Source organism: Pseudomonas sp. MS646 (genome assembly GCF_036693845.1).
Taxonomy (GTDB): Bacteria; Pseudomonadota; Gammaproteobacteria; order Pseudomonadales; family Pseudomonadaceae; genus Aquipseudomonas; species Aquipseudomonas chlororaphis_E.
In genome coordinates, this window is sequence record NZ_CP144763.1 from 440100 (window position 1) to 464936 (window position 24837).

General features: G+C 63.1%; 23 protein-coding genes. 6 read left to right on the forward strand and 17 right to left on the reverse strand.

Going from position 1 to position 24837, the window contains the following annotated elements; all coding sequences use genetic code 11:
* Positions 1–6 precede the first annotated feature (6 nt).
* The 6 genes from V3H56_RS01885 to ubiE all read right to left on the reverse strand — a co-directional run bounded on the left by V3H56_RS01885 (position 7) and on the right by ubiE (position 4101).
* Positions 7–276: a twin-arginine translocase TatA/TatE family subunit gene (locus V3H56_RS01885; RefSeq protein ID WP_047736141.1), complete on the reverse strand. Its 270-nt coding sequence runs from the start codon at positions 274–276 to the stop codon at positions 7–9.
* Between the two features lie 24 nt (positions 277–300).
* Complete coding sequence (locus tag V3H56_RS01890; RefSeq protein WP_003186671.1) at positions 301–633, reverse strand: phosphoribosyl-ATP diphosphatase; 333 nt, start codon at positions 631–633, stop codon at positions 301–303.
* Positions 626–1024, reverse strand: coding sequence for a phosphoribosyl-AMP cyclohydrolase (gene hisI, locus V3H56_RS01895; protein ID WP_047736140.1), 399 nt, complete (start codon positions 1022–1024; stop codon positions 626–628). Before hisI ends, V3H56_RS01890 begins: the two co-directional genes overlap by 8 nt.
* An 81-nt stretch (positions 1025–1105) precedes the next feature.
* Positions 1106–2710, reverse strand: a complete 1605-nt coding sequence (ubiB, locus tag V3H56_RS01900) for a ubiquinone biosynthesis regulatory protein kinase UbiB (RefSeq protein WP_338474156.1) — start codon at positions 2708–2710, stop codon at positions 1106–1108.
* A gap of 3 nt (positions 2711–2713) precedes the next feature.
* The gene (locus V3H56_RS01905; RefSeq protein ID WP_157061582.1) at positions 2714–3331 is read right to left on the reverse strand and encodes an SCP2 sterol-binding domain-containing protein; all 618 of its coding nucleotides are present in this window, start codon (positions 3329–3331) and stop codon (positions 2714–2716) included.
* Positions 3331–4101 carry a bifunctional demethylmenaquinone methyltransferase/2-methoxy-6-polyprenyl-1,4-benzoquinol methylase UbiE gene (gene ubiE, locus V3H56_RS01910; RefSeq protein ID WP_042730516.1) on the reverse strand — a complete coding sequence of 257 codons (771 nt, stop codon included), beginning with the start codon at positions 4099–4101 and terminating at the stop codon, positions 3331–3333. The genes V3H56_RS01905 and ubiE overlap by 1 nt, the downstream gene beginning before the upstream one ends.
* A 155-nt stretch (positions 4102–4256) precedes the next feature.
* On the opposite strand from ubiE, the gene V3H56_RS01915 reads away from it, so the two are divergent.
* From V3H56_RS01915 to V3H56_RS01925, 3 genes are all read left to right on the forward strand, one after another.
* Positions 4257–4532 (forward strand): polyhydroxyalkanoic acid system family protein, encoded by a 276-nt coding sequence (locus V3H56_RS01915; protein WP_042730515.1) that lies wholly within the window; start codon positions 4257–4259, stop codon positions 4530–4532.
* Between the two features lie 260 nt (positions 4533–4792).
* Positions 4793–5215 carry a phasin family protein gene (locus tag V3H56_RS01920; RefSeq protein ID WP_053148551.1) on the forward strand — a complete coding sequence of 141 codons (423 nt, stop codon included), beginning with the start codon at positions 4793–4795 and terminating at the stop codon, positions 5213–5215.
* Positions 5216–5225: 10 nt separating this feature from the next.
* A complete protein-coding gene (locus V3H56_RS01925) occupies positions 5226–6143 on the forward strand; it encodes a phasin family protein (protein WP_338474157.1) in 918 nt (305 codons plus the stop codon).
* A gap of 165 nt (positions 6144–6308) precedes the next feature.
* On the opposite strand, the gene V3H56_RS01930 is transcribed toward V3H56_RS01925, so the two are convergent.
* The 10 genes from V3H56_RS01930 to V3H56_RS01975 form a co-directional block, all read right to left on the reverse strand.
* A complete protein-coding gene (locus V3H56_RS01930; protein ID WP_042730512.1) occupies positions 6309–6929 on the reverse strand; it encodes a TetR/AcrR family transcriptional regulator in 621 nt (206 codons plus the stop codon).
* A 60-nt stretch (positions 6930–6989) separates the two neighbouring features.
* Positions 6990–8672, reverse strand: a complete 1683-nt coding sequence (gene phaC, locus V3H56_RS01935; RefSeq protein ID WP_338474158.1) for a class II poly(R)-hydroxyalkanoic acid synthase — start codon at positions 8670–8672, stop codon at positions 6990–6992.
* Positions 8673–8784: 112 nt separating this feature from the next.
* On the reverse strand, positions 8785–9642 hold the full coding sequence (gene phaZ, locus V3H56_RS01940; protein WP_042730510.1) for a poly(3-hydroxyalkanoate) depolymerase: 858 nt from the start codon (positions 9640–9642) through the stop codon (positions 8785–8787).
* Positions 9643–9900: 258 nt separating this feature from the next.
* Positions 9901–11580, reverse strand: coding sequence for a class II poly(R)-hydroxyalkanoic acid synthase (phaC, locus tag V3H56_RS01945; RefSeq protein WP_338474159.1), 1680 nt, complete (start codon positions 11578–11580; stop codon positions 9901–9903).
* Positions 11581–11850: 270 nt separating this feature from the next.
* Positions 11851–12228 carry a DUF971 domain-containing protein gene (locus V3H56_RS01950; RefSeq protein ID WP_338474160.1) on the reverse strand — a complete coding sequence of 126 codons (378 nt, stop codon included), beginning with the start codon at positions 12226–12228 and terminating at the stop codon, positions 11851–11853.
* Between the two features lie 95 nt (positions 12229–12323).
* Positions 12324–13661, reverse strand: a complete 1338-nt coding sequence (gene hslU / locus V3H56_RS01955) for an ATP-dependent protease ATPase subunit HslU (protein ID WP_047736137.1) — start codon at positions 13659–13661, stop codon at positions 12324–12326.
* Between the two features lie 54 nt (positions 13662–13715).
* A complete protein-coding gene (hslV, locus tag V3H56_RS01960) occupies positions 13716–14246 on the reverse strand; it encodes an ATP-dependent protease subunit HslV (protein ID WP_007968352.1) in 531 nt (176 codons plus the stop codon).
* A gap of 269 nt (positions 14247–14515) precedes the next feature.
* A complete protein-coding gene (locus V3H56_RS01965) occupies positions 14516–15211 on the reverse strand; it encodes an SPOR domain-containing protein (RefSeq protein ID WP_042731501.1) in 696 nt (231 codons plus the stop codon).
* 1 nt (position 15212) lies between these two features.
* Positions 15213–16949, reverse strand: a complete 1737-nt coding sequence (argS, locus tag V3H56_RS01970) for an arginine--tRNA ligase (RefSeq protein WP_042731500.1) — start codon at positions 16947–16949, stop codon at positions 15213–15215.
* Positions 16950–17212: 263 nt separating this feature from the next.
* The gene (locus tag V3H56_RS01975; RefSeq protein ID WP_042731499.1) at positions 17213–19432 is read right to left on the reverse strand and encodes a primosomal protein N'; all 2220 of its coding nucleotides are present in this window, start codon (positions 19430–19432) and stop codon (positions 17213–17215) included.
* A 288-nt stretch (positions 19433–19720) separates the two neighbouring features.
* Here V3H56_RS01975 and rpmE point away from each other — a divergent pair, with 288 nt between their 5' ends.
* The 3 genes from rpmE to V3H56_RS01990 all read left to right on the forward strand — a co-directional run bounded on the left by rpmE (position 19721) and on the right by V3H56_RS01990 (position 22218).
* Entirely contained in the window at positions 19721–19942 is a 222-nt protein-coding gene (gene rpmE, locus V3H56_RS01980; protein WP_042731498.1) for a 50S ribosomal protein L31, read from the forward strand.
* A 41-nt stretch (positions 19943–19983) separates the two neighbouring features.
* Entirely contained in the window at positions 19984–20769 is a 786-nt protein-coding gene (locus tag V3H56_RS01985; RefSeq protein WP_047736136.1) for a thermonuclease family protein, read from the forward strand.
* Between the two features lie 180 nt (positions 20770–20949).
* On the forward strand, positions 20950–22218 hold the full coding sequence (locus V3H56_RS01990) for a malic enzyme-like NAD(P)-binding protein (protein ID WP_042731496.1): 1269 nt from the start codon (positions 20950–20952) through the stop codon (positions 22216–22218).
* Positions 22219–22359: 141 nt separating this feature from the next.
* On the opposite strand, the gene V3H56_RS01995 is transcribed toward V3H56_RS01990, so the two are convergent.
* Positions 22360–24807, reverse strand: coding sequence for a penicillin-binding protein 1A (locus tag V3H56_RS01995; RefSeq protein ID WP_042731495.1), 2448 nt, complete (start codon positions 24805–24807; stop codon positions 22360–22362).
* Positions 24808–24837: the final 30 nt, after the last annotated feature.

Sequence of the window (24837 nt, forward strand, 5' to 3'; positions counted from 1 at the left end):
CAGTGCTCACGAGTCTTTGCGGGTCGGCTCTTCGACTTTCTGGGCCTGCACGTCGATGGTGTGCGGCGCACTCACAGGCTGGGTCGCCTGGGGATGGACAGGTTGGGCCGGTGCCGCGCTCGGGTCGGCGGGTTTTTCGTCATCGTTCATGGCCTTGCGAAAGCCCTTGATCGACTCGCCGACATCGGTGCCGAGGTTCTTCAGTTTCTTGGTGCCGAACACCAGCACCACGACGACCAGGATGACGATCCAGTGTTTCCAGTCAAAAATACCCATGTGGCTATTCCTCTCAAGAGTTGATCAGGCGGACGGACGCGAGGCTTTCTCGACATGCCCGGACAGACCGAAGCGACGGTCCAGTTCATCCAGTACGGCCTGTGGATGCTGCCCGAGTTGGGCCAGCATGACCAGGCTGTGGAACCACAGGTCGGCGGTCTCGTAGATCACGTCGCTGCAGTCACCGCTGATGGCGGCGTCCTTGGCGGCGATGATGGTCTCGACCGACTCTTCGCCGACTTTTTCCAGAATCTTGTTCAAACCCTTGTGGTACAGGCTGGCGACATAGGAGCTGTCGGCCGCGGCGCCCTTGCGCTCTTCCAGCACCTGGGCCAGGCGGGTCAGGGTGTCACTCATGGGGATGTCCTGAATAAATGGCATGCGGGTCCTTGAGCACCGGGTCGACGGTTTTCCAGTCGCCGTTCTCGAAGACGCGATAGAAGCAGCTTTGACGGCCGGTATGGCAGGCAATCTCGCCGACCTGTTCGACCATCAGGATGATGACGTCGCCGTCGCAGTCCAGGCGCATCTCATGCAGGTGCTGGACATGTCCGGACTCTTCACCCTTGCGCCACAGCTTGCCACGCGAACGTGACCAATAGATGGCGCGGTTCTCGGCGGCGGTCAGGGCCAGTGCCTCGCGGTTCATCCAGGCCATCATCAATACGCGCCCGGTCTTGTGATCCTGGGCGATGGCCGGCACCAGGCCGTCAGCGTCCCACTTGATCTCGTCCTGCCAGTTTTTCATCTTCGACTCCGACAATGGGCCGCGCACTTGGCGTCGGCGGGCCCAGCGTTGAAACAGTGTGCCAGTGCGAACCGGTGCTGGCTATCGGCGAACGACCAGATACAGACCCACCGCTACCATGACACCGGCCGGCCAGTGGCCCAGTTGGCTCAACGGCCCGCCGCTGGCCAGCACCGCGCCACCGCCCAGGTGGGCCGCGCCGAGCAGGCGCAGGAACCAGTCGTCCTTGCGTTTGTGCCAAGGCGGTGGCGGATCCTGGGCATGGGGCTGGGACATGCGTTCCAGCAGGTCGCGGGTCATGTTGGCCAGGTGCGGGATCTGCTCGAACTGGCTCTGCACGTTGCCCAGCAAGGTGCGCGGGCTGACGCGCTCGCGCATCCAGCGTTCGAGGAAGGGCTGGGCGGTGTTCCATAGGTCCAGGTCCGGGTACAGCTGGCGACCGAGGCCTTCGATGTTCAGCAGGGTCTTTTGCAGCAGCACCAGTTGCGGCTGGACTTCCATGTTGAAGCGGCGTGCGGTCTGGAACAGGCGCATCAGCACCTGGCCGAAGGAAATATCCTTTAACGGTTTTTCGAAGATCGGTTCGCACACGGTGCGGATCGCCGCTTCGAATTCGTTGAGCTTGGTCTCGGCCGGCACCCAGCCAGAGTCGATGTGCAACTGGGCTACCCGACGGTAGTCGCGCTTGAAGAAGGCGAACAGGTTGCGGGCCAGGTAGTCCTGGTCTTCGGGGGTGAGGCTGCCGACGATGCCGCAGTCGATGGCAATGTACTGTGGGCTCCACGGCTGCACGGTGCTGACGAAGATGTTGCCCGGGTGCATGTCGGCGTGGAAGAAACTGTCGCGGAACACCTGGGTGAAGAAGATCTCCACGCCGCGTTCGGCGAGCATCTTCATGTCGGTGCGCTGGTCGGCCAGGGTCGCCAGGTCGGTGACCTGGATGCCGTAGATGCGCTCCATCACCAGCACCTTCGGGCGGCACCAGTCCCAGTAGACTTGCGGCACGTAGAGCAGGGGCGAGCCTTCGAAGTTGCGGCGCAACTGGCTGGCGTTGGCCGCCTCGCGCAGCAGGTCGAGCTCGTCGTAGATGGTTTTCTCGTAGTCCTGGACCACGTCCACCGGGTGCAGCAGGCGTGCATCGGCCGACAGCCGCTCGGCGGCGCGGGCGAGGATGAACAGCCATGCCAGGTCCTGGGCGATGATCGGCTTGAGGCCCGGGCGGATCACCTTGACCACCACTTCTTCGCCGCTCTTGAGTTGCGCGGCGTGCACCTGGGCCACGGAGGCCGAGGCCAGGGGCTCGACGTCGAAGCGGCTGAAGACTTCGCTGATCTTCTTGCCCAACTGCCCTTCGATCAGTGCCACCGACACCTTGGAGTCGAACGGCGGCACGCGGTCTTGCAGCAGCATCAGCTCATCGGCGATGTCTTCGGGCAACAGGTCGCGACGGGTCGAGAGAATCTGCCCGAACTTGATGAAGATCGGCCCCAGGTCCTGCAAGGCCAGGCGCAGGCGTGCACCGCGACTCAGGTCCAGGGTGCGCCGGGGCAGCCAGCGCCACGGCAGCACGAAGCGCAGCGCCAGGAGAAACCAGGGCAACGGCAGGGCGAACAGCAGGTCATCGAGGCGGTAGCGAATCACGACGCGCTGGATGCGCAACAAACGGCGGACGGCAAGCAGCTTCATGCGTTATCGCTTGGTTTCAAGGGATCGGGAAAGGCGCTCGAAACGCGCCTCGAGTCGTTCCAGGTCAAGCTTGACCTGGTCCAGTTCATTAAAGCGGGCCTGGGCTTCGCGTTGGCCGACGAGCGTACGCGATTCCTCGGCCAGGTACTCGCTCAGGTTCTGTCCCAGGCTGGCGAACCCCTGGCGGTACCAGCGGGCGCGGCTGCGCAGGTGGCCGCCGAGCAGTGGGGTGGCCACCGGGCCGAGCCATCGGGACACTTCATACTCCCAGTCCAGCTCCAGGTCCTGGAGGACCGCCGCCAGCTCCAGCAGCACGCCGCTGTCGCCGTCGAGCTCGACGTCGGGGCGGTGCAGGACCGCGGTCTTGTCCTTGCTCAAGGCCAAGCTCACCAGACTCGACGCCGGGGCCCGCAGCGTGCAGTCCGCCTCGGCTTCCCAGTGTGCGGCGAGCATCAGGCCTTCGTCGCTGGGCAGGAGAAACAGTTGCAACGCCGGGCTGCGGCAGTCGACGGCAATCACCTTGCCGCTCAAGGGCGCCAGGCGCGCGAGCGCCGTGCTGTCCAGGCGCAGAACGCGGTTTATACCGAGTTCGACGCTGGCGAGCAGGCCGGTGAGCAGCATCAGGGCTTGATACCGCGGTGCAGGGCGACGATGCCGGCCGTCATGTTGTGGTAGGTCACGCGGTCGAAGCCGGCGTCCACCATCATCGACTTCAGGGTTTCCTGGTTGGGGTGCATGCGGATCGATTCGGCCAGGTAGCGATAGCTTTCCGAGTCGTTGGTGATCAGCTTGCCCATCAGCGGCATGAAGGCGAACGAGTAGGCGTCGTAGGCCTTGGACATCAGCGCGTTGGTCGGCTTGGAGAACTCCAGCACCAGCAGGCGTCCGCCGGGCTTGAGCACCCGCAGCATCGAGCGCAGGGCGTCTTCCTTGTGGGTGACGTTGCGCAGGCCGAAGGCGATGGTCACGCAGTCGAAGTGGTTGTCCGGGAACGGCAGCTTCTCGGCGTCGGCCTGGACGAACTCGACATTGCCGGCCACCCCCAGGTCCAACAGGCGGTCACGGCCGACCTTGAGCATGGATTCGTTGATGTCGGCGAGCACCACCTGGCCGGTCGGCCCGACGATATGGGAGAACTTCTTCGTCAGGTCGCCGGTGCCACCCGCGATGTCCAGCACGCGGTTGCCGCTGCGCACGCCCGACAGTTCGATCGCAAAGCGCTTCCACAGGCGGTGCATGCCGCCCGAGAGCAGGTCGTTCATCAAGTCATACTTGGCGGCCACCGAGTGGAAAACCTCAGCGACTTTTTCCGCCTTCTGGCTTTCCGGCACGTTCTTGAAGCCGAAGTGAGTGGTGGGTTCGGCATCGCTGCCTTTGCGCGGGTCAGTCATATCGCTGTCACCAAAAAAGAATGCGGGACATTCTAATCCCGGTGGAGGGCTTTGTCTTGGCAAGGCTGAAGGTAAGATGAGCCACCGCCAGGACGTTTTGACGCAGCCAGGGTCTGAAACGTTCAGGCAAGTCCCGATAAAACAGGAGTCACCCGATGGCCCGTATTACTGTTGAACGTGCCCATGACCTGGGCAAGGAAGCGGCCCGTGCCAAGGCCGACAAGTTGGCGCAGAAGTTGTCCGAGAGCTACGGCCTGGAGCCGCAATGGGTCGGTGACACGCTCAAACTCAAGCGCTCCGGGGTCAAGGGCGAAGTGCTGGTCGGTGAGGACTCGATCCGTATCGACGTGGAACTGGGCATGTTGATGTCGGCGATGAGCGGGACGATCAAGACTGAGATTGAAAAGGCGCTGGATAAAGCGTTGGCCTGATTGATCGCAAGGAGGATACCGCCTCAAGTTCACCACCAAACGCTGTGGGAGCGGGCTTGCTCGCGAATGCGGTATGACATTCAGTATTGATGTTGACTGATCCACCGCATTCGCGAGCAAGCCCGCTCCCACCCGTGGTCAATCATCGCCCACTCTGTGTCAGTTGTTAGGGTGCCCTTTCTAATTATTGTCACTACTTTGTGCCTGAGCCCGTCCGTGTGCGGGCAGTTCCTCAAACCCATCTGCGAGTGAGGTGCACCATGGCCAAAGTTGTCCTGAAGAAAAAAACCGACGTTGAATCTTCCACGCTGAGCGACGTGAAAACGTACGCGCGCAAGATCTGGCTGGCTGGCCTGGGCGCCTACGCGAAGGTCGGACAGGAAGGCAGCGAATACTTCCAGGAGTTGATCAAGGCTGGCGAAGTTGTTGAAACCAAAGGCAAAAAGAACGTTGCCGGAAAACTTGAAGCCGCCAACAGTGAGTTGATGGAAGTGAAGTCCGACGTTAATACCTTCAAGGCCAGGGTTGAAGTTCAGCTCGATAAAGTAGAAAAGGTATTTGATGCTCGTGTTGCAAGTGCCTTGAATCGTATCGGCATTCCGTCTAAACATGACGTTGAGGCACTCTCTGTCAAGCTCGATGAGCTGACGGCATTGCTCGAGCGTGTCGCGCGTAAACATTAAGGAGAACGGGATGGCTGGTAAAAAAAGCACAGAAAAAGAAGGCAGCTCGTGGGCCGGGACGATTGAAAAGTACTCCCGCAAAATCTGGCTGGCTGGTTTAGGCGTGTACTCGAAGATCGACACTGACGGCAGCAAACTCTTCGAGTCCCTGGTAAAGGACGGCGAGAAGGCCGAAAAACTCACCAAGACGGCGGTCAGCAAGCAGGTCGATGCCGCCAAGGGCTCTGCCGAGTCCGCCAAGTCGCGCATCGGCGGCGTGAAGGATCGGGCACTGGGCAAGTGGGACGAACTGGAAGGGGCTTTCGACAAGCGCCTGAACAGCGCGATCTCCCGTCTGGGTGTACCAAGCCGCAATGAAGTGAAGGCGTTGCACAGCAAGGTCGACACCCTGACCAAGCAGATCGAAAAACTCACCGGTGCCAAGGTGACCCCGGTGGCAGCCAAGCCTGCGGCGAGCAAGACTGCTGCGGCCAAGCCGGCCAGCAAGACAGCGGCCAAGCCTCTGGTCAAGGCCGCGGCCAAAACCGCTGCCAAGCCGGCGGCCAAACCAGCGGCGAAAACCGCGGCGGCCAAGCCTGCTGCCAAGGCTGCGGCTAAACCGGTAGCGGCCAAGACCACCGCGGCAAAGGCTCCAGCCAAGCCAGCGGCCAAGCCGGCGGCGAAAACCGCAGCGGCCAAACCTGCTGCCACCAAGACAGCCGCGAAGCCGGCCGCCAAGCCTGCGACCAAAACGGCGGCCAAACCCGCTGCGGCGAAGAAACCTGCCGTGAAAAAACCAGCCGCACCGAAAGCCGCAGCCCCCAAGGCACCGACGGCGGCCGCCAAGCCAGCCCCTGTGGCGAGCACGGCGAACTCCGCCTCGGCACCGGCTCCGGTGGCCAACCCGACGCCAGCGCCGGCTCCAACGACGCCTACCAGTCAGTCCTGATTTACAGGGCAAATCAAAACGCCCGGCCTGTGAAGGTCGGGCGTTTTTGTTTGCGTTGCCACCCATCCAATGTGGGAGCGGGCTTGCCCGCGAATTCGATGGATCAGCCAGCATCGATGCTGAATGCCCCACCGCATTCGCGAGCAAGCCCACTCCCACAGGTTGCTAATCGTGGTCTTCCAGGTATTGGAGCGCCAATTGTTCGGTGGCGGCTTTCACCTGCGGCAGCAAGTGTGCCGCCACCAGCATCATGATCTGGTAGACCACCAGCCGGACCTCGCCCTCGCGAGCGAGAATGCGTTGGTAATCCAGCGAGAACAGCAAGGTCATGGTGATCTGCTCCACCAGTTGCCCCAGGGCCTGGGTATCGCTGACCAGCAGTCCTTGGGCCTTGAGTTGCGCCAGCAGCGACGCGAGGGTGCGCTTGAGGGCGTTGAGCAACTGGCGGATGCCCTTGGCCAGTTTCGGTAGGCGCCCGGCCAGGTTCGACAGGTCCTGGAACAGGAACCGGTACTGGGCCAGGCGCTCGACGATCAGGTGCAGGAACAGCCAGTAGTCCTCCGGTGCCAACCGCACTTGTGCCGGTGGGTCCAGCAGCGGCGCCAGTTCACCCTGGAATCGCTCGAACAGGCCGAGGACCAGTGGCTCCTTGCCGTGGAAGTGGTAGTAGAGGTTGCCGGGGCTGATGCCCATTTCATTGGCCACTTCCAGGGTAGAAACGTTCGGCTCGCCCTTTTCGTTGAACAATTGCAGGGCGCATTCAAGGATGCGGTCGCGGGTTTTCATCCGGTCTTCTTAATTGATCAAGTCGTGCCACGGCCATTGGTCGGCCGTGGCGTTGGGGCTTCAGCGCACGCGGACATAGGTACCGGGGGCCGCCTCCAGGGGCGGATAGTTGGCGTTGCCCAGGGTCATCAGGGTTTCGCGCTGGCCGCCGGAGCGTTCCTGGATCCAGCCCAGCCATTGCGTCCACCAGCTGCCTTCGACGTGCTGGGCGTCGTAGTACCAGGCCCGGGGATCGCTGCTCAGTTTCGGGCTCTCGATGTAGTTGGCCTTGGGGTTACCCGGTGGGTTGAGGATGCTCTGGACGTGGCCGCTGTTGGACAGCACGAAGCGTCGGTCGCCCCCCAGCAGCAGGGTCGAGCGGTACACCGCGTCCCATGGCGTGATGTGGTCGTTTATTCCGCCGACGCTGAAGCTGTCCACCGTCACTTTCTGCAGGTCGATGGGCGTGCCGCACACCTCCAGGCCGCCGGGATGGGTCAGCGGGTTGTGCTTGAAGAAGTCCAGCAGGTCGCCGTGGTAGGCCGCCGGCAGCCGGGTGTGGTCGTTGTTCCAGTAGAGGATGTCGAACGCCGGCGGCTCCTTGCCCAGCAGGTAGTTGTTGATGAAATAGCTCCAGATCAGGTCGTTGGGGCGCATCCAGGCGAACACCCGGGCCATGTCGCGACCGTCGAGGATGCCCCTCTGGTAGGAGCGGCGCTTCGCGGCTTCGAGGGTCTGCTCGTCGATGAACAGCGCGGCCGGGCTGTCCATCTGGCTATCCAGCAGGCTCACCAGGTAGGTGGCACTGGCGACCCGGCGCAGCTGGCGCTTGGCTTGCAGGTGGCCTTGCAGGGCGGCGATGGTCATGCCGCCGGCGCAGGCACCCATCAGGTTGACCTCGCGGGCGCCGGTGATGGCCCGGCAGACGTTCATGGCTTCTTCCGTGGCCTCGACGTAGCTGGACAGCCCCCATTCCCGGTGGCGGACGTCGGGGTTGCGCCAACTAATGATGAACACCTGCAAGCCGTTCTTCAGGGCGTACTGGACGAAGCTGTTGGAGGGGCTCAGGTCGAAGATGTAGAACTTGTTGATCTGCGGCGGCACGATCAGCAACGGCTTGGCGTACTGTTTTTCGCTCATGGGCCGGTACTGGATCAGTTCCAGCAGGTCGTTGCGAAACACCACCGAGCCGGGCGTGGTGGCCAGGGTCTTGCCGACCTCGAAGGCGTGGGGCGTGCTTTGCCGTGGCAAGCCGTCGTTGTGCAGCAGGTCGTCCACCAGGTGGCTGATCCCGCGGACCAGGCTGCTGCCGCCGGAGTTGAACAGTTCCTTGACCGCCAGCGGGTTGAGCAAGGTATTGGACGGCGACACGGCGTCGTTGAGCAGGGCGAAGGCGAAGTGGGCGCGGGCCTGGTCATCCGGGTCCATGGTGCTTTCGTCGATCCAGCTCTTGACCTGTTTTTGCCAGCTCAGGTACGCCTGCAGGCTGCGCCGGTAGAACGGATTGAGCTGCCAGGTAGGGTCGCTGAAGCGCGGGTCATTCGGGTTGGCGGCGTGCAGGGTTTCACCCAGCAACACGCGTCCCAGCTGGCCGCCCAGCCGCAACGCATGCCGGGCGCTGTGCACCGGGTTGCGCAGACCGTGGGCGGCCACGCTGCGCAAGGTGGACAGCAAGTCCCTGCCACGCAAGCCGGTGACCGCGCTCTGGGCGTTGATGAAGCTGGCAGGGGCGGGCATGGAATCCTTTGCCGGCTTGTCGCGCATGAGTCAACTCCTTCGTCATCAGGCTAAAAACAAACGCACCGAACCAGACAACATAGTCGCTGTTTCGGGTGGTTGCGCGATCCGGCGTCCTGCCAGGCGCTAATGGGCCGCGTCAGCCGCCGCCCAGCGGCGACGGATGCGGATGCATCACCGCGCGCTGACGTTCCTCCTGCAGGAACTTCATGATGATCGGCGCCACCGCCTCGGCCCGGGTGATCAGGAACAGATGGCCGTCATCGATGATGTGCAACTGGGCGTTGGGGATGCGCCAGGCCAGCATGCGCATGTTGATCAGTGGGATCAGCGGGTCGTCGTCGCCGGCCAGCACCAGGGTCGGCTGGTGGATCTTGTGCAGCCAGTGGATGCTGGTCCAGCCGAGGCCGGCGAACAGTTGCCAGTAGTACCCCAGCTTGCCGGCCGAGCGCACCTTGGCCGCGTGGCTGGCCGCCAGCCCCGGGTCGCGACGGAACGAGCCGCCATAGATCAGCGGGGCAATGCGCATCACATGGGAGGGCTGCACGTAGCGTCGCGGGCTGGCCATCATCCACAGCACTTTCGGTTTGCCCGGCACCATTACCGCGCCGGCCGCGGTGGCCGCCAGCACCAGTTTCTTGCAGCGCTCGGGGTAGTCGTAAGCGAACTGCTGGGCCAGTGCGCCTCCCCAGGACACGCCAATCGCGTTGACCTGGCCGTAGTCGAGGTAATCGAGCATCCGCGCGGTGAGCTTCGCCAGGCCCGGAAAACGATACGGCCGGCTGGGCGTCGATGAGCCGCCGACACCCGGCACATCGAAGGCGATGACTTCCAGGTCCGGGTCCAGGGCCTGGATGAACGGGAACACCAGCTCAAGGTTGGCGCCGATGCCATTGAAGATCAGCAGGGGCGTCAAGTGAGGCTTGCCGGGACGTACCGCGGTGCGCAAGGTCTGGCCATCCAGATCGACGGTACGGAAGATGTACGGTTGCGGCATGCTTCAAGCCCTGTGGGTTATGTCGCGATCTTTCATTTTTCCCGATTCCCTGTGGGAGCGAGCTTGCTCGCGATGACGGCGGCACATCCAACAGCCATGTAGGCTGACACACCGTCATCGCGAGCAAGCTCGCTCCCACATGGGATCCGCTGTGAACATGAGCTTTATGTTCGCCGGCGGTGCGGGCCTTGCATTAATGTCGGCTGGCGGGATGTATTCGTGAGCAGGTCCACTTCCGCGTCAGACGAGTTGCATCCATTACCGCTCATGCACATAAGTGCCGGGCGCCGCTTCGCCGGCCACATAGGTCTTGTTGCCCAGCACCGTGGGCGCCTTTTTCAGTTTGCCCGAGCGTTCGGCCTGCCAGGCTTGCCAGTGCAGCCACCAGGAGTCGGTGTGCTTGGTGGAGTTCTCCTGCCAGTCCTCGGCCTTGGCGGGCAGGTCATCGCCGGTCATGTAGCGCGCCTTCGGGTTGCCCGGTGGGTTGAGGATGCTCTGGATGTGGCCGCTGCTCGACAGCACGAACTCCACCTTGCCGCCAAACAACTGGGCCGACTTGTAGCAGGACTTCCACGGGGTGATGTGGTCGTTGGTGCCGGCCAGGGCGAAGATGTCGGCCGTGACCTGCTTGAGGTCGATGGGGGTGCCGCACACTTCCAGCGCGTTGGGCCGGGTCAGCGGGTTGCTCTTGAACATCTCGATCAGGTCGCCGTGGAACGCCGCCGGCAAGCGCGTGGTGTCGTTGTTCCAGAACAGGATGTCGAACACGGGCGGTTCGTTGCCCAGCAGGTAGTTGTTGACCCAGTAGTTCCAGATCAGGTCGTTGGGGCGCATCCAGGCGAAGACCTTGGCCATGTCGCGGCCTTCGAGCACGCCGGCCTGGTAGGAGTGACGCTTGGCCGTTTCCAGGGTCTGCTCGTCGACGAACAGCGCCACGTCGGTGTCCAGGGTGGTGTCGAGCACGCTCACCAGCAGGGTCATGGCGTTGACCTTCTTCTCGCCGAGGGCCGCGTAGTGGCCCAGCAGCGCGGTGCAGGTGATGCCGCCCGAGCAGGCGCCGAGCATGTTCACGTCCTTGCTGCCGGTGATGGCCGTGACCACGTCCACCGCTTCCTTGAGCGCCTCGATGTAGGTTGAAAGGCCCCACTCGCGCTGTTCCTTGGTGGGGTTGCGCCAACTGATGATGAAGGTCTGCACGTTGCTGCGCAGGCAGAAGCGCGCCAGGCTCTTGTCCGGGCTCAGGTCGAATACGTAGAACTTGTTGATCTGCGGCGGGACCACCAGCAGCGGCCGCTCATGGACCTGCTCGGTGATGGGGCGGTACTGGATCAGCTCCAGCACGTCGTTGCGAAACACCACCGCGCCTTCGGTCACGCCCAGGCTCTTGCCGACCTCGAACGCGCCCATGTTGACCTGGCTCGGCATCCCGCCGTTGTGCACCAGGTCCTTGGCCAGGTGGGACAGACCGTCCAGCAGGCTCTTGCCGCCGGTTTCGAAGAAGCGCTTGACCGCGGCGGGGTTGGCCGCCGAGTTGGTCGGCGACATGGCTTCGGTCATCAGGTTGATCACGAAATGCCCGCGGCTGATGTCCTGGGGCGCGAGGTTGCTGTCGTCGATCCAGGCGTGCAATTCCTTGCGCCAGGCCAGGTAGGTTTGCATGTAGCGTTTGTAGAGAGGGTTCTGGCTCCAGGCCGGATCGTTGAAGCGACGGTCGTCGCTGGCCGGTTGCAACTCGGATTTGCCGAACAGGACGTTCTTGAGCTCGGCACCGAAGTGGACGACGTGCTTGGCGCTGTGCAACGGTTGCTTGAGGGTCTGGGTCAGCACCATTCGAGCAGAGGCCAGCAGGTCTTTCCTGCGCAGGCCGACGACAGGATTCAACCCCAGGGTATTTTCCGAGGCCTGGTACTTCAGGTCATCGTTGTTCTTGTTGCTCATCTACGACGCTCCATTGTCAGACGAGTACCGGCGCCGTGCCGCAAGCCACAGCCAATACCAGTACGCTGCTCGGGTGACCGTTAATTCCGCATCGTGACCAATGAGGAAACATGTGCAAGGGAACTCGCCCGTTCCTTTGCAGGGAACTTGCCAGCTCCATTGGTTACCCGAGTTTAATTTTTTTCGCAAGCAGGCCAGTCATTGACCTCGCCGGGCGGACATTCAAGCAGATGAGTCTAGAAAATTCGCCCTAAAGCGCCAGCCCTTGAGCTAGAGCATCAGCTTGACGACGCAAGTGTTCGGGTCGCGGGTTTTTCCGGCGGCCTTGAGTTCGCCAAGATAATCGTTCCACAGGTCTTCCTGGCGCACCGCCAACTGGTAGAGGTAGTCCCAGGTGAACAGTCCGCTGTCATGGCCGTCGTCGAAGGTCAGTTTTAGTGCGTACTGGCCGGCCGGCTCGATCTTGGTCAGGCCGACGCCGAGCTTGCCGTATTGCAGGATGGGCTTGCCGTGGCCCTGGACCTCGGCGGAAGGCGAGTGCACCCGCAGGAACTCGGCGTTGAGGTGGTACTCCTCATCCGGCGCGTATTTCAGCGTCAGGGTCTTGGAGGCTTTGTGCAGGTTGATGGCGGTGGGGAGTTTGGTCATACAAGCAGCTTACAAGCTACAAGCTACAAGCTACAAGCTACAAGCTACAAGCTGGAGGTGACCTGCTTGCAGCTCGCAGCTTGAGGCTCGAAGCTCTAGAGGATATACCGCGACAGGTCTTCGTTCTGCGCCAGTTCGCCCAGGTGGCTGTTGACGTACTCGGCATCGATCAGGATCGGCGCTTCGTCGTGGGTGCTGGCCAGGTCGCCGGCGCTGAACGACACTTCCTCGAGCAAGCGTTCGAGCAGGGTGTGCAGGCGACGGGCACCGATGTTCTCGGTCTTCTCGTTGACCTGCCAGGCAATCTGCGCCAGGCGCTTGATGCCTTCGGGCGTGAACTCGATGTTCAGGCCTTCGGTCTTGAGCAGCGCGCAATACTGTTCCGTCAGGGACGCATGGGGCTCGCTGAGGATGCGTTCGAAGTCTTCCGGCGACAGCGCCTTGAGCTCGACACGAATCGGCAGGCGGCCTTGCAGTTCAGGCACCAAGTCGCTTGGCTTGCTCAGGTGGAACGCACCGGAGGCAATGAACAGGATGTGGTCGGTCTTGACCATGCCCAGCTTGGTGTTGACCGTGCAGCCCTCGATCAGCGGCAGCAGGTCGCGCTGCACACCTTCGCGGGACACATCGGCGCCGCCGACGTTGCCGCGCTTGGCCACCTTGTCGATCTCGTCGATGAACACGATACCGTGCTGCTCGACGGCCTCCAGGGCCTTGGCCTTCAACTCTTCTTCGTTGACCAGGCGGCTGGCCTCTTCCTCGCGCACCAGCTTGAGCGCTTCCTTGACCTTGAGCTTGCGGCTTTTCTTCTTGCCCTTGCCCATGTTGGCGAACAGGCTCTGCAACTGGTTGGTCATCTCTTCCATGCCCGGCGGCGCGGAAATGTCGACGCCGACCATTTCGGCCACTTCGATCTCGATTTCCTTGTCGTCCAACTGGCCCTCACGCAGGCGCTTGCGGAACAGTTGGCGGGTATTGGAATCCTGGGTCGCGGCGGAGTCGGCGTTGAAACCCATGCGCGCCGGCGGCAGCAGGGCATCGAGGATGCGCTCTTCGGCGGCGTCTTCGGCGCGGTGGCGGACCTTGGTGATTTCCTGTTCGCGCAAAAGCTTGATCGCGGCGTCGGCCAGGTCGCGGATGATCGATTCGACATCGCGGCCGACATAGCCGACTTCGGTGAACTTGGTCGCCTCGACCTTGATGAACGGCGCATTGGCAAGTTTGGCCAGGCGGCGGGCGATTTCGGTTTTACCGACGCCGGTCGGGCCGATCATCAGGATGTTCTTGGGCGTCACTTCGACACGCAGCTCTTCAGGCAGCTGCATGCGGCGCCAGCGGTTGCGCAGGGCGATGGCGACGGCGCGCTTGGCATCGTCCTGGCCGATGATATGGCGGTTGAGTTCGTGGACGATTTCGCGGGGAGTCATGGACATAGTAATTGGCGGTCCTCAAGCAGAAATGAGCCGTGGCACGGGGCCGGGACAGGCTTATTCCGCGAGATCCTGCTCCTCAATGGTTTGGGTGTGGTTGGTGAAGACACAGATGTCGCCGGCAATGCCCAAGGCAGTCTCGACGATTTCGCGCGCCGATAGGTCGGTTTTTTTCAACAGGGCGCTGGCCGCTGCCTGGGCGTAGGCACCGCCGGAACCCATGGCGATCAGGCCGTCCTCGGGCTCAACGACGTCGCCGTTGCCGGTGATGATCAGCGAGGCGTCCTTGTTGGCGACCGCGAGCATGGCTTCGAGGCGGCTCAGGGAACGGTCGGTGCGCCATTCCTTGGCCAGTTCCACGGCGGCGCGGATCAGGTGGCCCTGGTGCTTTTCAAGCTGGCCTTCGAAACGTTCGAACAGGGTGAAGGCGTCGGCGGTGGCCCCGGCGAAGCCGGCGATGACCTGGCCGTGATAGAGGCGGCGGACTTTCTTCGCGTTGCCTTTCATCACGGTGTTGCCCAGTGAAACCTGGCCGTCGCCGCCCATGACGACTTTGCCATGACGGCGGACTGAAACGATGGTGGTCAAGGGAAGAGTCTCCACGCAGCGGGGCGAAAATGCCCGGATGGAACTCATATGGGGGTGAGGTGGGGTTTTTCAACTGCGGGGTGAGGCAATGGACGAGTGGTGCGGTGGATGCTCAGCGCTCCTGTGGCGAGGGGATTTATCCCCGTTGGGCCGCGCAGCGGCCCCAAAGCTTGTCATCGGAGGGTCAGGCTAATTGCTTCAAGCTTTGGGGCTGCTGCGCAGCCCAGCGGGGATAAATCCCCTCGCCACAGAGGTTGGTGTCGCCTGGTTCAGCGGCTCTGGCGTTGTTGTAACAACAGGTTGCTAAACCCGCTGCCAGCCAGTTGCTTCTGAGCCTTGGTCAGTTCTTCCCGGTTGCTGTACGGGCCTACCAGTACCCGGTACCAGGTCTCGTCCTTCACGGTCCCCGATTCCACCGACACGGACTGGCCCAGCAGGATGATCTGCGCCCGGACCTTGTCGGCGTCGGCTTCCTTGCGGAACGAGCCGGCCTGCAGGAAGAACTTGGTCACCGGCGCGGCTTTCTGAACGGGTGGGGCCGGCGGTGGCGTGATACCGGCCAGTGCCGCCTGGGCGCGCGCGGTGTCGATCTTTGCCGCTTCGGCCGGGGTCACCGGCGTAGTCGGCACTTGCGGCGTCGGCAGGGTTTTTTCCGGCACGGCGTCGGGCGGCACGATGACTTCCGATTCCGGCAGCAAGGTGTAGAAGTCGTATTTCGGCTTCACCGGTTGCGTCGGGCTCGGCGGGGTCTTGTTGGCCTCGGCGATGCGCGTGGCTTTCTGCTGCTCCTGGCGGACGCGCTTGACGTCATCGCCCTGGCCCGGCTCCAGCTTCATCAGGAACACAATGAACGCGCCGACGCTCAGGCCGATGGCCATCCACAACCAGCCTGGAATCGGCTTCTTGGCAGGAGGCTGGTAACGACTGGCGCCGCGTTTGGGTGCAGGTTTTTTCTTGGCGGCCAACTTACATGCGCTCCAGGGTTTCCAGGCCCAGCAATTCCAGGCCTTGCTTGAGCGTACGCCCGGTCAGCGCGGCGAGGCGCAGGCGGCTCTGCATTTGCTCCGGGGTCTGTGCGCTGAGGATCGGGCAGTTCTCGTAGAAGCTGGAGAACAACCCGGCCACATCGTACAGGTAGGCGCACAGGGTGTGGGGCGTGCCCTTGTCGGCGACGTTGTTCAACACTTCGCCGAACTGCGCCAGTTTCGCTGCCAGTTCCTGTTCGTGGGCGGCTTCAAGCACGATCCGACCGTCCACTTCCTCGAAGCGTTTGCCCAGTTTGCGGAACACGCCGGCCACGCGGGTATAGGCGTACAGCAGGTACGGCGCAGTGTTGCCTTCGAAGTTGAGCATCAGGTCGAAGTTGAAGCTGTAGTCGCTGGTGCGGTGCTTGGACAGGTCGGCGTATTTCACCGCATCGATGCCCACGACCTTGGCGATCTTGCGCAGCTCGTCTTCGGCCAGGTCCGGGTTCTTGCCCTTGACCAGTGTGTAGGCACGGTCCTGGGCTTCGGTCAGCAGGTCGATCAGCTTCACCGTGCCGCCATCGCGGGTCTTGAATGGGCGGCCGTCGGCGCCGTTCATGGTGCCGAAGCCCATGTGCTCCATCTCCATCGGGCGGGTCACGAAGCCGGCCTGGCGCGCCACTTCGAACACCTGCTGGAAGTGCAGTGCCTGGCGTTGGTCGACGAAGTACAGGACCCGATCGGCCTCGAGCACGCGGTTGCGATAGCGCACGGCGGCGAGGTCAGTGGTGGCGTAGAGATAGCCGCCGTCGGCCTTGACGATGATCACCGGCAGCGGTTCGCCGTCGGCGGTCTTGAACTGGTCGAGGAACACGCACTGGGCGCCGTTGCTTTCCACCAGCATGCCCTTGGCCCGCAGGTCGTTGACCACGTTGATCAGGTCATCGTTGTAGGCGCTTTCGCCCATCACGTCGGCCATGGTCAGTTTGACGTTCAGCAGTTCGTAGATTTTCTGACAGTGGGACAGGGAAATGTCCTTGAACCGGGTCCACAGCGCCAGGCACTCGGCATCGCCGGCCTGCAATTTGACCACCAGGCCACGGGCGCGGTCGGCGAATTCCGGCGACTCATCGAAGCGTTGCTTGGCGGCGCGGTAGAAGTTTTCCAAGTCCGACAGCTCATCGCTGGTGATGGGGTTTTCCTGCAGGTAGGCCATCAGCATGCCGAACTGGGTGCCCCAGTCGCCGACGTGGTTCTGGCGGATCACCGTGTCGCCGAGAAACTCCAGGACCCGGGCCACGCCGTCGCCAATGATGGTCGAGCGCAGGTGGCCGACGTGCATTTCCTTGGCGAGGTTGGGGGCCGACAGGTCGACCACGGTGCGCTGCAGCGGGCCGGCCTTGCGCACGCCGATGCGTTCGTCGGCCAGGGCGGCGTCCAGGCGCGAGGCCAGGGCCTGGGTGTTCTGGAAGAAGTTGATGAAGCCGGGGCCGGCAATGTCGGCCTTGCTGACGTTTTCATCGGCCGGCAGTGCGGCGATGATTTTCTCCGCCAGGTCCCGCGGTTTCATGCCGGCCGGCTTGGCCAGCATCATCGCGATGTTGCTGGCGAAATCGCCATGGGTCTTGTCGCGGGTGTTTTCGACCTGAATCGCCGGCGACAGGCCTTCTGGCAACACACCTTCAGTGACGAGTCGGGCGATGGCTTGCTGGATGAGCTGGCGAATGGTGTCTTTCATGGTCTTCTCTATCAACCGCAGGCGCGGCGGCGCTTCGAGGCGCAGGTGGAAAAACTGGGCATTATCCGTGGCCCAGGCGAGCTTGCCAACTGTAGCGGGTCGGTTGGGGCCATGTGATGACTATTCTTGCTGGCCTGGATGTTATGCGATCTCCTGTGGGAGCGAGCTTGCTCGCGATAGCGGTGGGTCAGTGACGCTAGTGTCGAGTGTACCGTCGCAATCGCGAGCAAGCTCGCTCCCACAGGGGCAGGCTTGTGGTCTATTCAATACAGATCCACCGGGTCCACATCCAGCGACCAGCGCACCGCGCGCCCACTCGGCATCTGCTCCAGCGCCAGCAACCAGGCACTCAACAGGCGGTGCAGCGGCGCCCGGGCGTTGGCCTGCAAAAGGAGCTGGGCCCGGTAGCGCCCGGCCCGCCGTTCCATCGGAGCGGGCACCGGGCCCAATAGTTCGATCCCGGTGAGATTCTGCTGCGCCAGCAGGTGCTCCGCCTCGCTGCAGGCTTCGTCGAGGAAGCCTTCGGCCTGCCCGGGCTTGTGGGCTTCGGCGCGCAACAGCGCGAGGTGGGCGAACGGCGGCAGGCCGGCACTGCGCCGTTCGCTCAAGGCTTGTTCAGCGAAGGCGAAGTAGCCTTGTTCGGTCAGTTGGATCAGCAGCGGATGGTCCGCCAGGTGCGTCTGGATGATGACCTTGCCTGGCTCTTCCGCCCGCCCGGCGCGCCCGGCGACCTGGACAATCAACTGTGCCATGCGCTCGCTGGCGCGAAAATCACCGGAGAACAGCCCGCCATCGGCATCGAGGATCGACACCAGGGTCACCCGTGGAAAGTGGTGGCCTTTGGCAAGCATCTGCGTGCCTACCAAAATGCACGGCTGGCCCTTCTGGATCGTGGCGAACAATTGATTCATCGCGTCCTTGCGCGACGTGCTGTCGCGATCCACCCGCAGTACCGGGTAATCGGGAAACAGGATGCCCAGGCGTTCCTCGGCGCGTTCGGTGCCGGCGCCCACCGGACGCAAGTCCACCCGGCCGCACTGCGGACAATGCCGGGGCACCCGTTCGCAGTGGCCGCAATGATGACAACGCAGTTCGCCAGAGCGCTGGTGCACGGTCATTCGCGCGTCGCAGCGCTCACAGCCGGACATCCAGCCGCAGTCGTGGCACAGCAGCGTCGGGGCGAACCCGCGGCGGTTGAGGAACACCAAAACCTGCTGGCCGGCGGCAAGCGTCTGGCCGATGGCTTGCTGCATGGGGCCGGAAATACCGCTGTCCAGCGGACGGCTTTTCACGTCCAGGCGCAGGAAACGCGGCTGTTTGGCGCCGCCGGCCCGTTCGTTCAGGCGCAGCAGGCCGTAGCGGCCGGTGTAGGCGTTGTGCAGGCTTTCCAGGGACGGCGTCGCGGAACCGAGGACAATCGGGATGTTTTCCTGGCGGGCGCGTACCAGCGCCAGGTCGCGGGCGTGGTAGCGCAGGCCTTCCTGCTGTTTATAGGAGCCGTCGTGTTCTTCGTCGATGATGATCAGGCCGGGGTTTTTCATCGGCGTGAACAGGGCCGAGCGGGTGCCGATGATGATGTCGGCCTCGCCATCCCGGGCGGCGAGCCACGCGTCCAGGCGTTCGCGGTCATTGACCGCCGAGTGCACCAGGGCGATCCGGGCGTTGAAGCGTTGCTCGAAGCGCGCCAGGGTTTGCGGGCCGAGATTGATTTCCGGAATCAGCACCAGGGCCTGCTTGCCGGCTTCAAGGGCCTGGCGGATCAGTTGCAGATAGACCTCGGTCTTGCCGCTGCCGGTGACGCCCGCCAGGAGAAAGGCATGGTAGCTGTCGAAGCCTGCGCGGATCGCCTCGCAAGCGGCCCGTTGCTCGGTGTTGAGCGGCAGTTCCGGCTGGGCTAGCCAGTGCTCATGGCGCAGGCCCGGGGCATGCCGGCGAACGTCTACCTGGACCAGGTCCTTGGCCAGCAACAGGTCGAGGCTGTCCTTGCTGAGCATCAGTTTGCTCAGCAATTGATGCGCCACGCCGTGGGGGTGCTGGGCCAGGGTCGCCAAGGCCTCGCGCTGGCGCGGCGCGCGGGCGATGCGTGGATCGTCCAGGCTCGCGCCCGGCGCCACCGACCAGAACCGCTCCTGGCGCGCCTCGGCCGGCTCACCCTGGCGCAACAGCACCGGCAATGCCCAGCTCAAGGTATCGCCGAGGCTGTGCTGGTAATACTGGGCAGTCCACAGGCACAGCTTGAACAGCGAGGCCGGCAGCGGCGGCGTGGCGTCGAGCAGCGCCAGGGCCGGCTTGAGCTTGTCGGCCGGTACTTCGCTGTGGTCGGTGACCTCCACCAGGATCCCGATCATCTCCCGTCGGCCGAACGGCACCCGCAGGCGCATGCCCGGCTGCAACTGGGCGCGCGGGACCCCGGCCGGAGCGCGGTAGTCGAACAGGCGGCGCAGGGGCGAAGGCAGGGCAAGGCGCAGAATGGCGTTGGGCACGCGGGGATCTCAATGACAGGCATGTTCAAAAGGCTGGGCGCAATTCCTGTGGGAGCGGGCTTGCCCGCGAAAGCGGTGGCACAGTCGGCATTACCGCAAACTGATTCACCGCCTTCGCGGGCAAGCCCGCTCCCACATTGGTATCGTGCATGAGGCCGGGAGCCTAGCAGACGGTTGGTACAAGGCATAGCTTGCGTGATTGGCGATGTCTGGTAGAATCCGCGGCCTAATTACGTGCGGTATTCAACAATAGTGTTGGGTGGCGGCACGCTAGCCTGAGGAAACACCATGAAAACCGATATCCATCCGGAATACCCAGAAATTGCCGTGACTTGCAGCTGCGGCAACAAGTTCGAAACCCGTTCGACCTACGGCAAAGCCCTGGCGATCGACGTTTGCAACGAATGCCACCCGTTCTACACCGGTAAGCAAAAGACTCTGGATACCGGCGGCCGCGTTCAGAAGTTCGCCGATCGTTTCGGCGCTTTCGGCGCTACCAAAAAGGCCTGAGGCTGATCATTTTGGAGGTTCGTCTCGACGGCTCCAGACTGATGAAAAAGGCGTCCCTTGCGGGCGCCTTTTTTGTGTCCGCGATTTGGCTGGGGCAAGCCCAGGCGTTCTGTCCGGCACCGGCGGGCCTTGCCCAGGCGACGGTCCAGCGCGTGGTGGACGGCGACACCCTGCGCCTGAGCGATGGCCGCCATGTACGCATGATCGGCCTCAACAGCCCCGAGCTGGGGCGGCAGGGGCGTTCCGACGAGCCCTTTGCCGTGGCGGCCCGGCGTCGGCTCGAAGCCCTGGTGGCCGCCAGCGATGGGCGCGTGGCCTTGCAGCCCGGCAAGGAAGGCAAGGACCGCTACGGCCGTACCCTGGCCCATGTCTACGGGGCCGATGGCCAGAACCTTGAAGCGCAGTTGCTCGCCGAAGGCTTGGGGTTCTACGTGGCGGTGGCGCCGAATGTGGACCTTGTGGCCTGTCAGCGTGCGGCCGAACGCCAGGCGCGTGAGGCAGGACTTGGTCTGTGGAAGCGCTCGCCGGTGCTCAAGCCGCAGCAAATCCAGGCGCCGGGCTTCGCCGTACTGAGCGGACGGGTGAGTGATGTCAGGCGCAATCGCGGCGGGATTTGGATCGAATTGCAGGATTCGGTTGTGCTGCGCGTTGCGCCCAATCTGCTGGGGCAATTCGACACGGCGAGCCTTGAACGGCTCAAGGGCCGGCAGGTCGAGGCGCGGGGCTGGGTGGTCGACCGTTCACGACGGGGCGGGCGCGAGCCCGGACAAGCCCGTTGGATGCTGCCGCTGACCGACCCGGCCATGCTGAACGTGACGACCGAATAAAAATTGTAGACATTTTTCGCGCTGATTGTATGCAGCTAGCCCTTATGTTTCGCGGCTCTTGGCCCAAAGTCGTAGGGCAGGGCGCTTGACAGGGGTGACCGGTCAGTCTTGTAGGGACTTTGCGAGGCGCGTATCCTCGGCGGTCCGTCTGTCCAACACAGTAAAAAGCGGAATGCCCACATGTCTGATCTGAAAACTGCCGCTCTCGAATATCACGCTAATCCTCGTCCAGGGAAGCTGAGTGTCGAGCTCACCAAGGCCACCGCTACTGCCCGCGACCTGTCGCTGGCCTACAGCCCCGGCGTAGCCGAACCAGTGCGCGAAATTGCCCGCGACCCTGAACTGGCCTACAAGTACACCGGCAAGGGCAACCTGGTTGCAGTCATTTCCGATGGCACCGCGATTCTCGGCCTGGGTGACCTGGGGCCACTGGCTTCCAAGCCGGTCATGGAAGGCAAGGGCGTGCTGTTCAAGCGCTTCGCCGGTATCGACGTGTTCGACATCGAAGTCGACTCCGAGAGCCCGCAAGCCTTCATCGACACCGTCAAGCGCATCTCCATCACCTTCGGCGGCATCAACCTGGAAGACATCAAGGCGCCTGAGTGCTTTGAGATCGAACGCACCCTGATCGAACAGTGCGACATTCCGGTGTTCCACGACGACCAGCACGGCACCGCCATCGTGACCGCGGCCGGCATGATCAATGCCCTGGAAATCGCCGGCAAGACCCTGCCGGAAGCCAAGATCGTCTGCCTGGGCGCTGGCGCTGCCGCCATCTCCTGCATGAAGTTGCTGGTGAGCATGGGCGCGAAGATCGAAAACATCTTCATGGTCGACCGTACCGGCGTGATCCACTCCGGCCGCGACGACCTGAACCAGTACAAGGCCGTGTTCGCCCACGCCACCGACAAGCGCACCCTGGCTGAAGCGCTGGACGGTGCCGACGTTTTCGTCGGTCTGTCCGGTCCTAACCTGCTGAGCCCGGAAAACCTGCTGCGCATGGCGCCGAACCCGATCGTGTTCGCCTGCTCCAACCCGGATCCGGAAATCTCCCCGGAGCTGGCCCACGCGACTCGTAGCGACGTAATCATGGCCACCGGCCGTTCGGACTACCCAAACCAGGTCAACAACGTATTGGGCTTCCCGTTCATTTTCCGCGGTGCCCTGGACGTTCGCGCCAAGCGCATCAACGAAGAGATGAAAGTCGCGGCGGCCAACGCCCTGCGCGAACTGGCCAAGCTGCCCGTACCTCAGGAAGTGTGCGACGCCTACGGCGGCATCAAGCTGGAATTCGGTCGTGAGTACATCATTCCGAAACCTATGGATGCTCGCCTGATTACCCTGATCTCCGACGCCGTGGCCAAGGCTGCGATCGAGACGGGCGTGGCGACCCTGCCGTATCCGAAGAACTACCCGCTCAAGAGCGTGGATGACGTGTTCAACGGTTAACAGCAGTCGCTCATAAAAAAACCTGGCCTCGGCCAGGTTTTTTTATGAGCTTCGAGCGGCAAGCTTCAAGCTGCAAGTAGAGGCGAAGCCTACCGTGCTTGCTTTGGCTTTACTTGAAGCTTGCGGCTCGCCGCTGCTTTCCTAGAACAGATCGATAGGCGCCGCTTCGTCCGCCGGCAGCGGGCTGCCCGGTGCAACGCCATTGCCCAGTTCGTTGACCGACGGCGGGATGTCTTCGCTCTTGAACAGCTCGAAGTAGGCCCCCGGGGTGCCCGGGGTGGCGGCACGGCCGCTGACCGGGTCGACGCGCAGGCTGAGGATGCCTTCGGGTTCCGGTTGGGTGTGGGGCGGCTTGTCCTTCAGGGCGGCGCCCATGTAGCTCATCCAGATCGGCAACGCCACGGTGCCGCCGAACTCGCGGCGACCGAGGCTTTCCGGCTGGTCGAAACCAGTCCAGACGGTGGTCACGTAATCGGCGTTGTAGCCGGAGAACCAGGCGTCCTTGGACTCGTTGGTGGTGCCGGTCTTGCCCGCCAGGTCGGTACGCCCCAAGGCCAAGGCGCGACGGCCAGTGCCGAGCTTAATCACGTCCTGCAGCATGCTGTTGAGGATGTAGGTGGTGCGTCCGTCGACGATGCGCTCGGCGACGGCCGGTGCTTGCGGCACCCCTGGGGCGGTCGTGGCTTCGCCCGGCAGGGCGTTGACCGTGAACGTCTCGGTGGACGGAGCGGCCAGTCCATCACTGGCCTGCTCGCCCGTGGGCACGCGTGGCGGGTTAGCCACGAACAGCGTCTCGCCGTTGCGGCTCTCGATCTTGTCGATGATGTACGGCGTGATCTTGTACCCGCCGTTGGCGAAGGTGCTCCAGCCCGTGGCGATTTCCATCGGGGTCAGGGTCGCGGTGCCCAGGGCCAGGGACAGGTTGCGTGGCAGGTCCTGCTTGTTGAAGCCGAACTTGCTGATGTAGTCGATGGTGCGGTCCACGCCGAGCGCTTGCAGCAAGCGGATCGACACCAGGTTGCGCGACTTGTACAGCGCTTCGCGCAGGCGGATCGGCCCGAGGAACGTGTTGGTGTCGTTCTTCGGCCGCCAGACCTTGTCCAGGTACTCGTCGACGAACACGATCGGCGCATCGTTCACCAGGCTGGCGGCGGTGTAGCCGTTATCCAGGGCAGCGCTGTAGACGAACGGCTTGAAGCTCGAACCCGGCTGGCGCTTGGCCTGCAATGCGCGGTTGTAATTGCTCTGCTCGAACGCGAAGCCCCCCACCAGCGAACGGATGGCACCGTCCTGTGGGTCGAGGGACACCAGCGCGCCCTGGGCGGCCGGGATCTGGCTGAACTTGAGGGTATTGTCCGCCTGGCGCTGCACCCGGATCAGGTCGCCGACCTGGGCCACGTCCGACGGCTGGCGAGGGTTGGCGCCCATGCTGTTGGTGTTCAGGAACGGCCGGGCCCATTTCATGCTGTCCCAGCCGACATGCTCTTGCTGCTCGCCGTTGCGGGTCAGGACTTTGAGCCCGTCCTTGTCCACCGAGGTGACGATGGCCGGCTCCAGGCCGCTGATGGTGCGTTGCTTGGTCAGCTCCAGGGCCCAGGCTTCCTGGGTCTTGCCGGGCAAGCGCGATTCCGGGCCGCGGTAGCCGTGGCGCTGATCGTAGGTCATCAGGCCTTCGTGCAGGGCGGTGTTGGCCATTTCCTGCAAGTTGCTGGGCACCGTGGTGGTGACGCGGAAGCCTTCGGTATAGGCGTCGCTGCCATAGCGGCCGACCATTTCGGCACGGGCCATCTCGGCGATGTAGGGCGCGTTCACCTCGGGGGTCGGCACGTGATAGCTGGCGTTCAAGGGCTCGTTGATCGCGGCGGTGTAGTCGCTTTCGCTGATCTTGCCGAGCTTGTACATGCGCCCCAGGATCCAGTCGCGCCGCTCCTTGCTGCGTGCCGGGTTGGCCAGTGGGTTGAAGCGCGACGGGGCCTTGGGCAGGCCGGCGATCATCGCCATCTGCGCCAGGCTCACATCGCGGATCGACTTGCCGTAGTACACCTGCGCCGCCGCCTCGATGCCGTAGGCGCGGTTACCCAGGTAGATCTTGTTCACATACAGCTCGAGGATCTCGTCCTTGGTCAACTGCCGCTCGATCTGCAAGGCCAGGAGGATCTCGGTGGTCTTGCGCGAGAAGCTGCGCTCGCTGGTCAGGAAGAAGTTCTTGGCCACCTGCATGGTGATGGTGCTGCCGCCGGACTGGATGTGTCCGCTCTTGACCAGTTGGCTGGCTGCGCGCATCAGGCTGCCGGGATCGACGCCGTAGTGGTTGGCGAAATTGTCGTCTTCAGCACTTAGTAACGCATTGATGAAATTGGGGGGAATGTCGGCGAAACGGATCGGTGTGCGGCGCATTTCGCCAAATTCGGCGATCAACTTGTTGTCGCTGCTGTAGACCCGCAGGGGAATCTGCAACTGAATACTTCTCAGAGCCTCCACGGACGGCAAACCCGGACTAAGGTAAAGAAACGCACCGCTCAGACCCAGGAGCAGTCCGCAGAAAACGGCGATGATGGACCATCCGAAAAATTTCAGCAGACGAATCAAGGCTTTTGGATATCCAGGCAAAGAATGAAA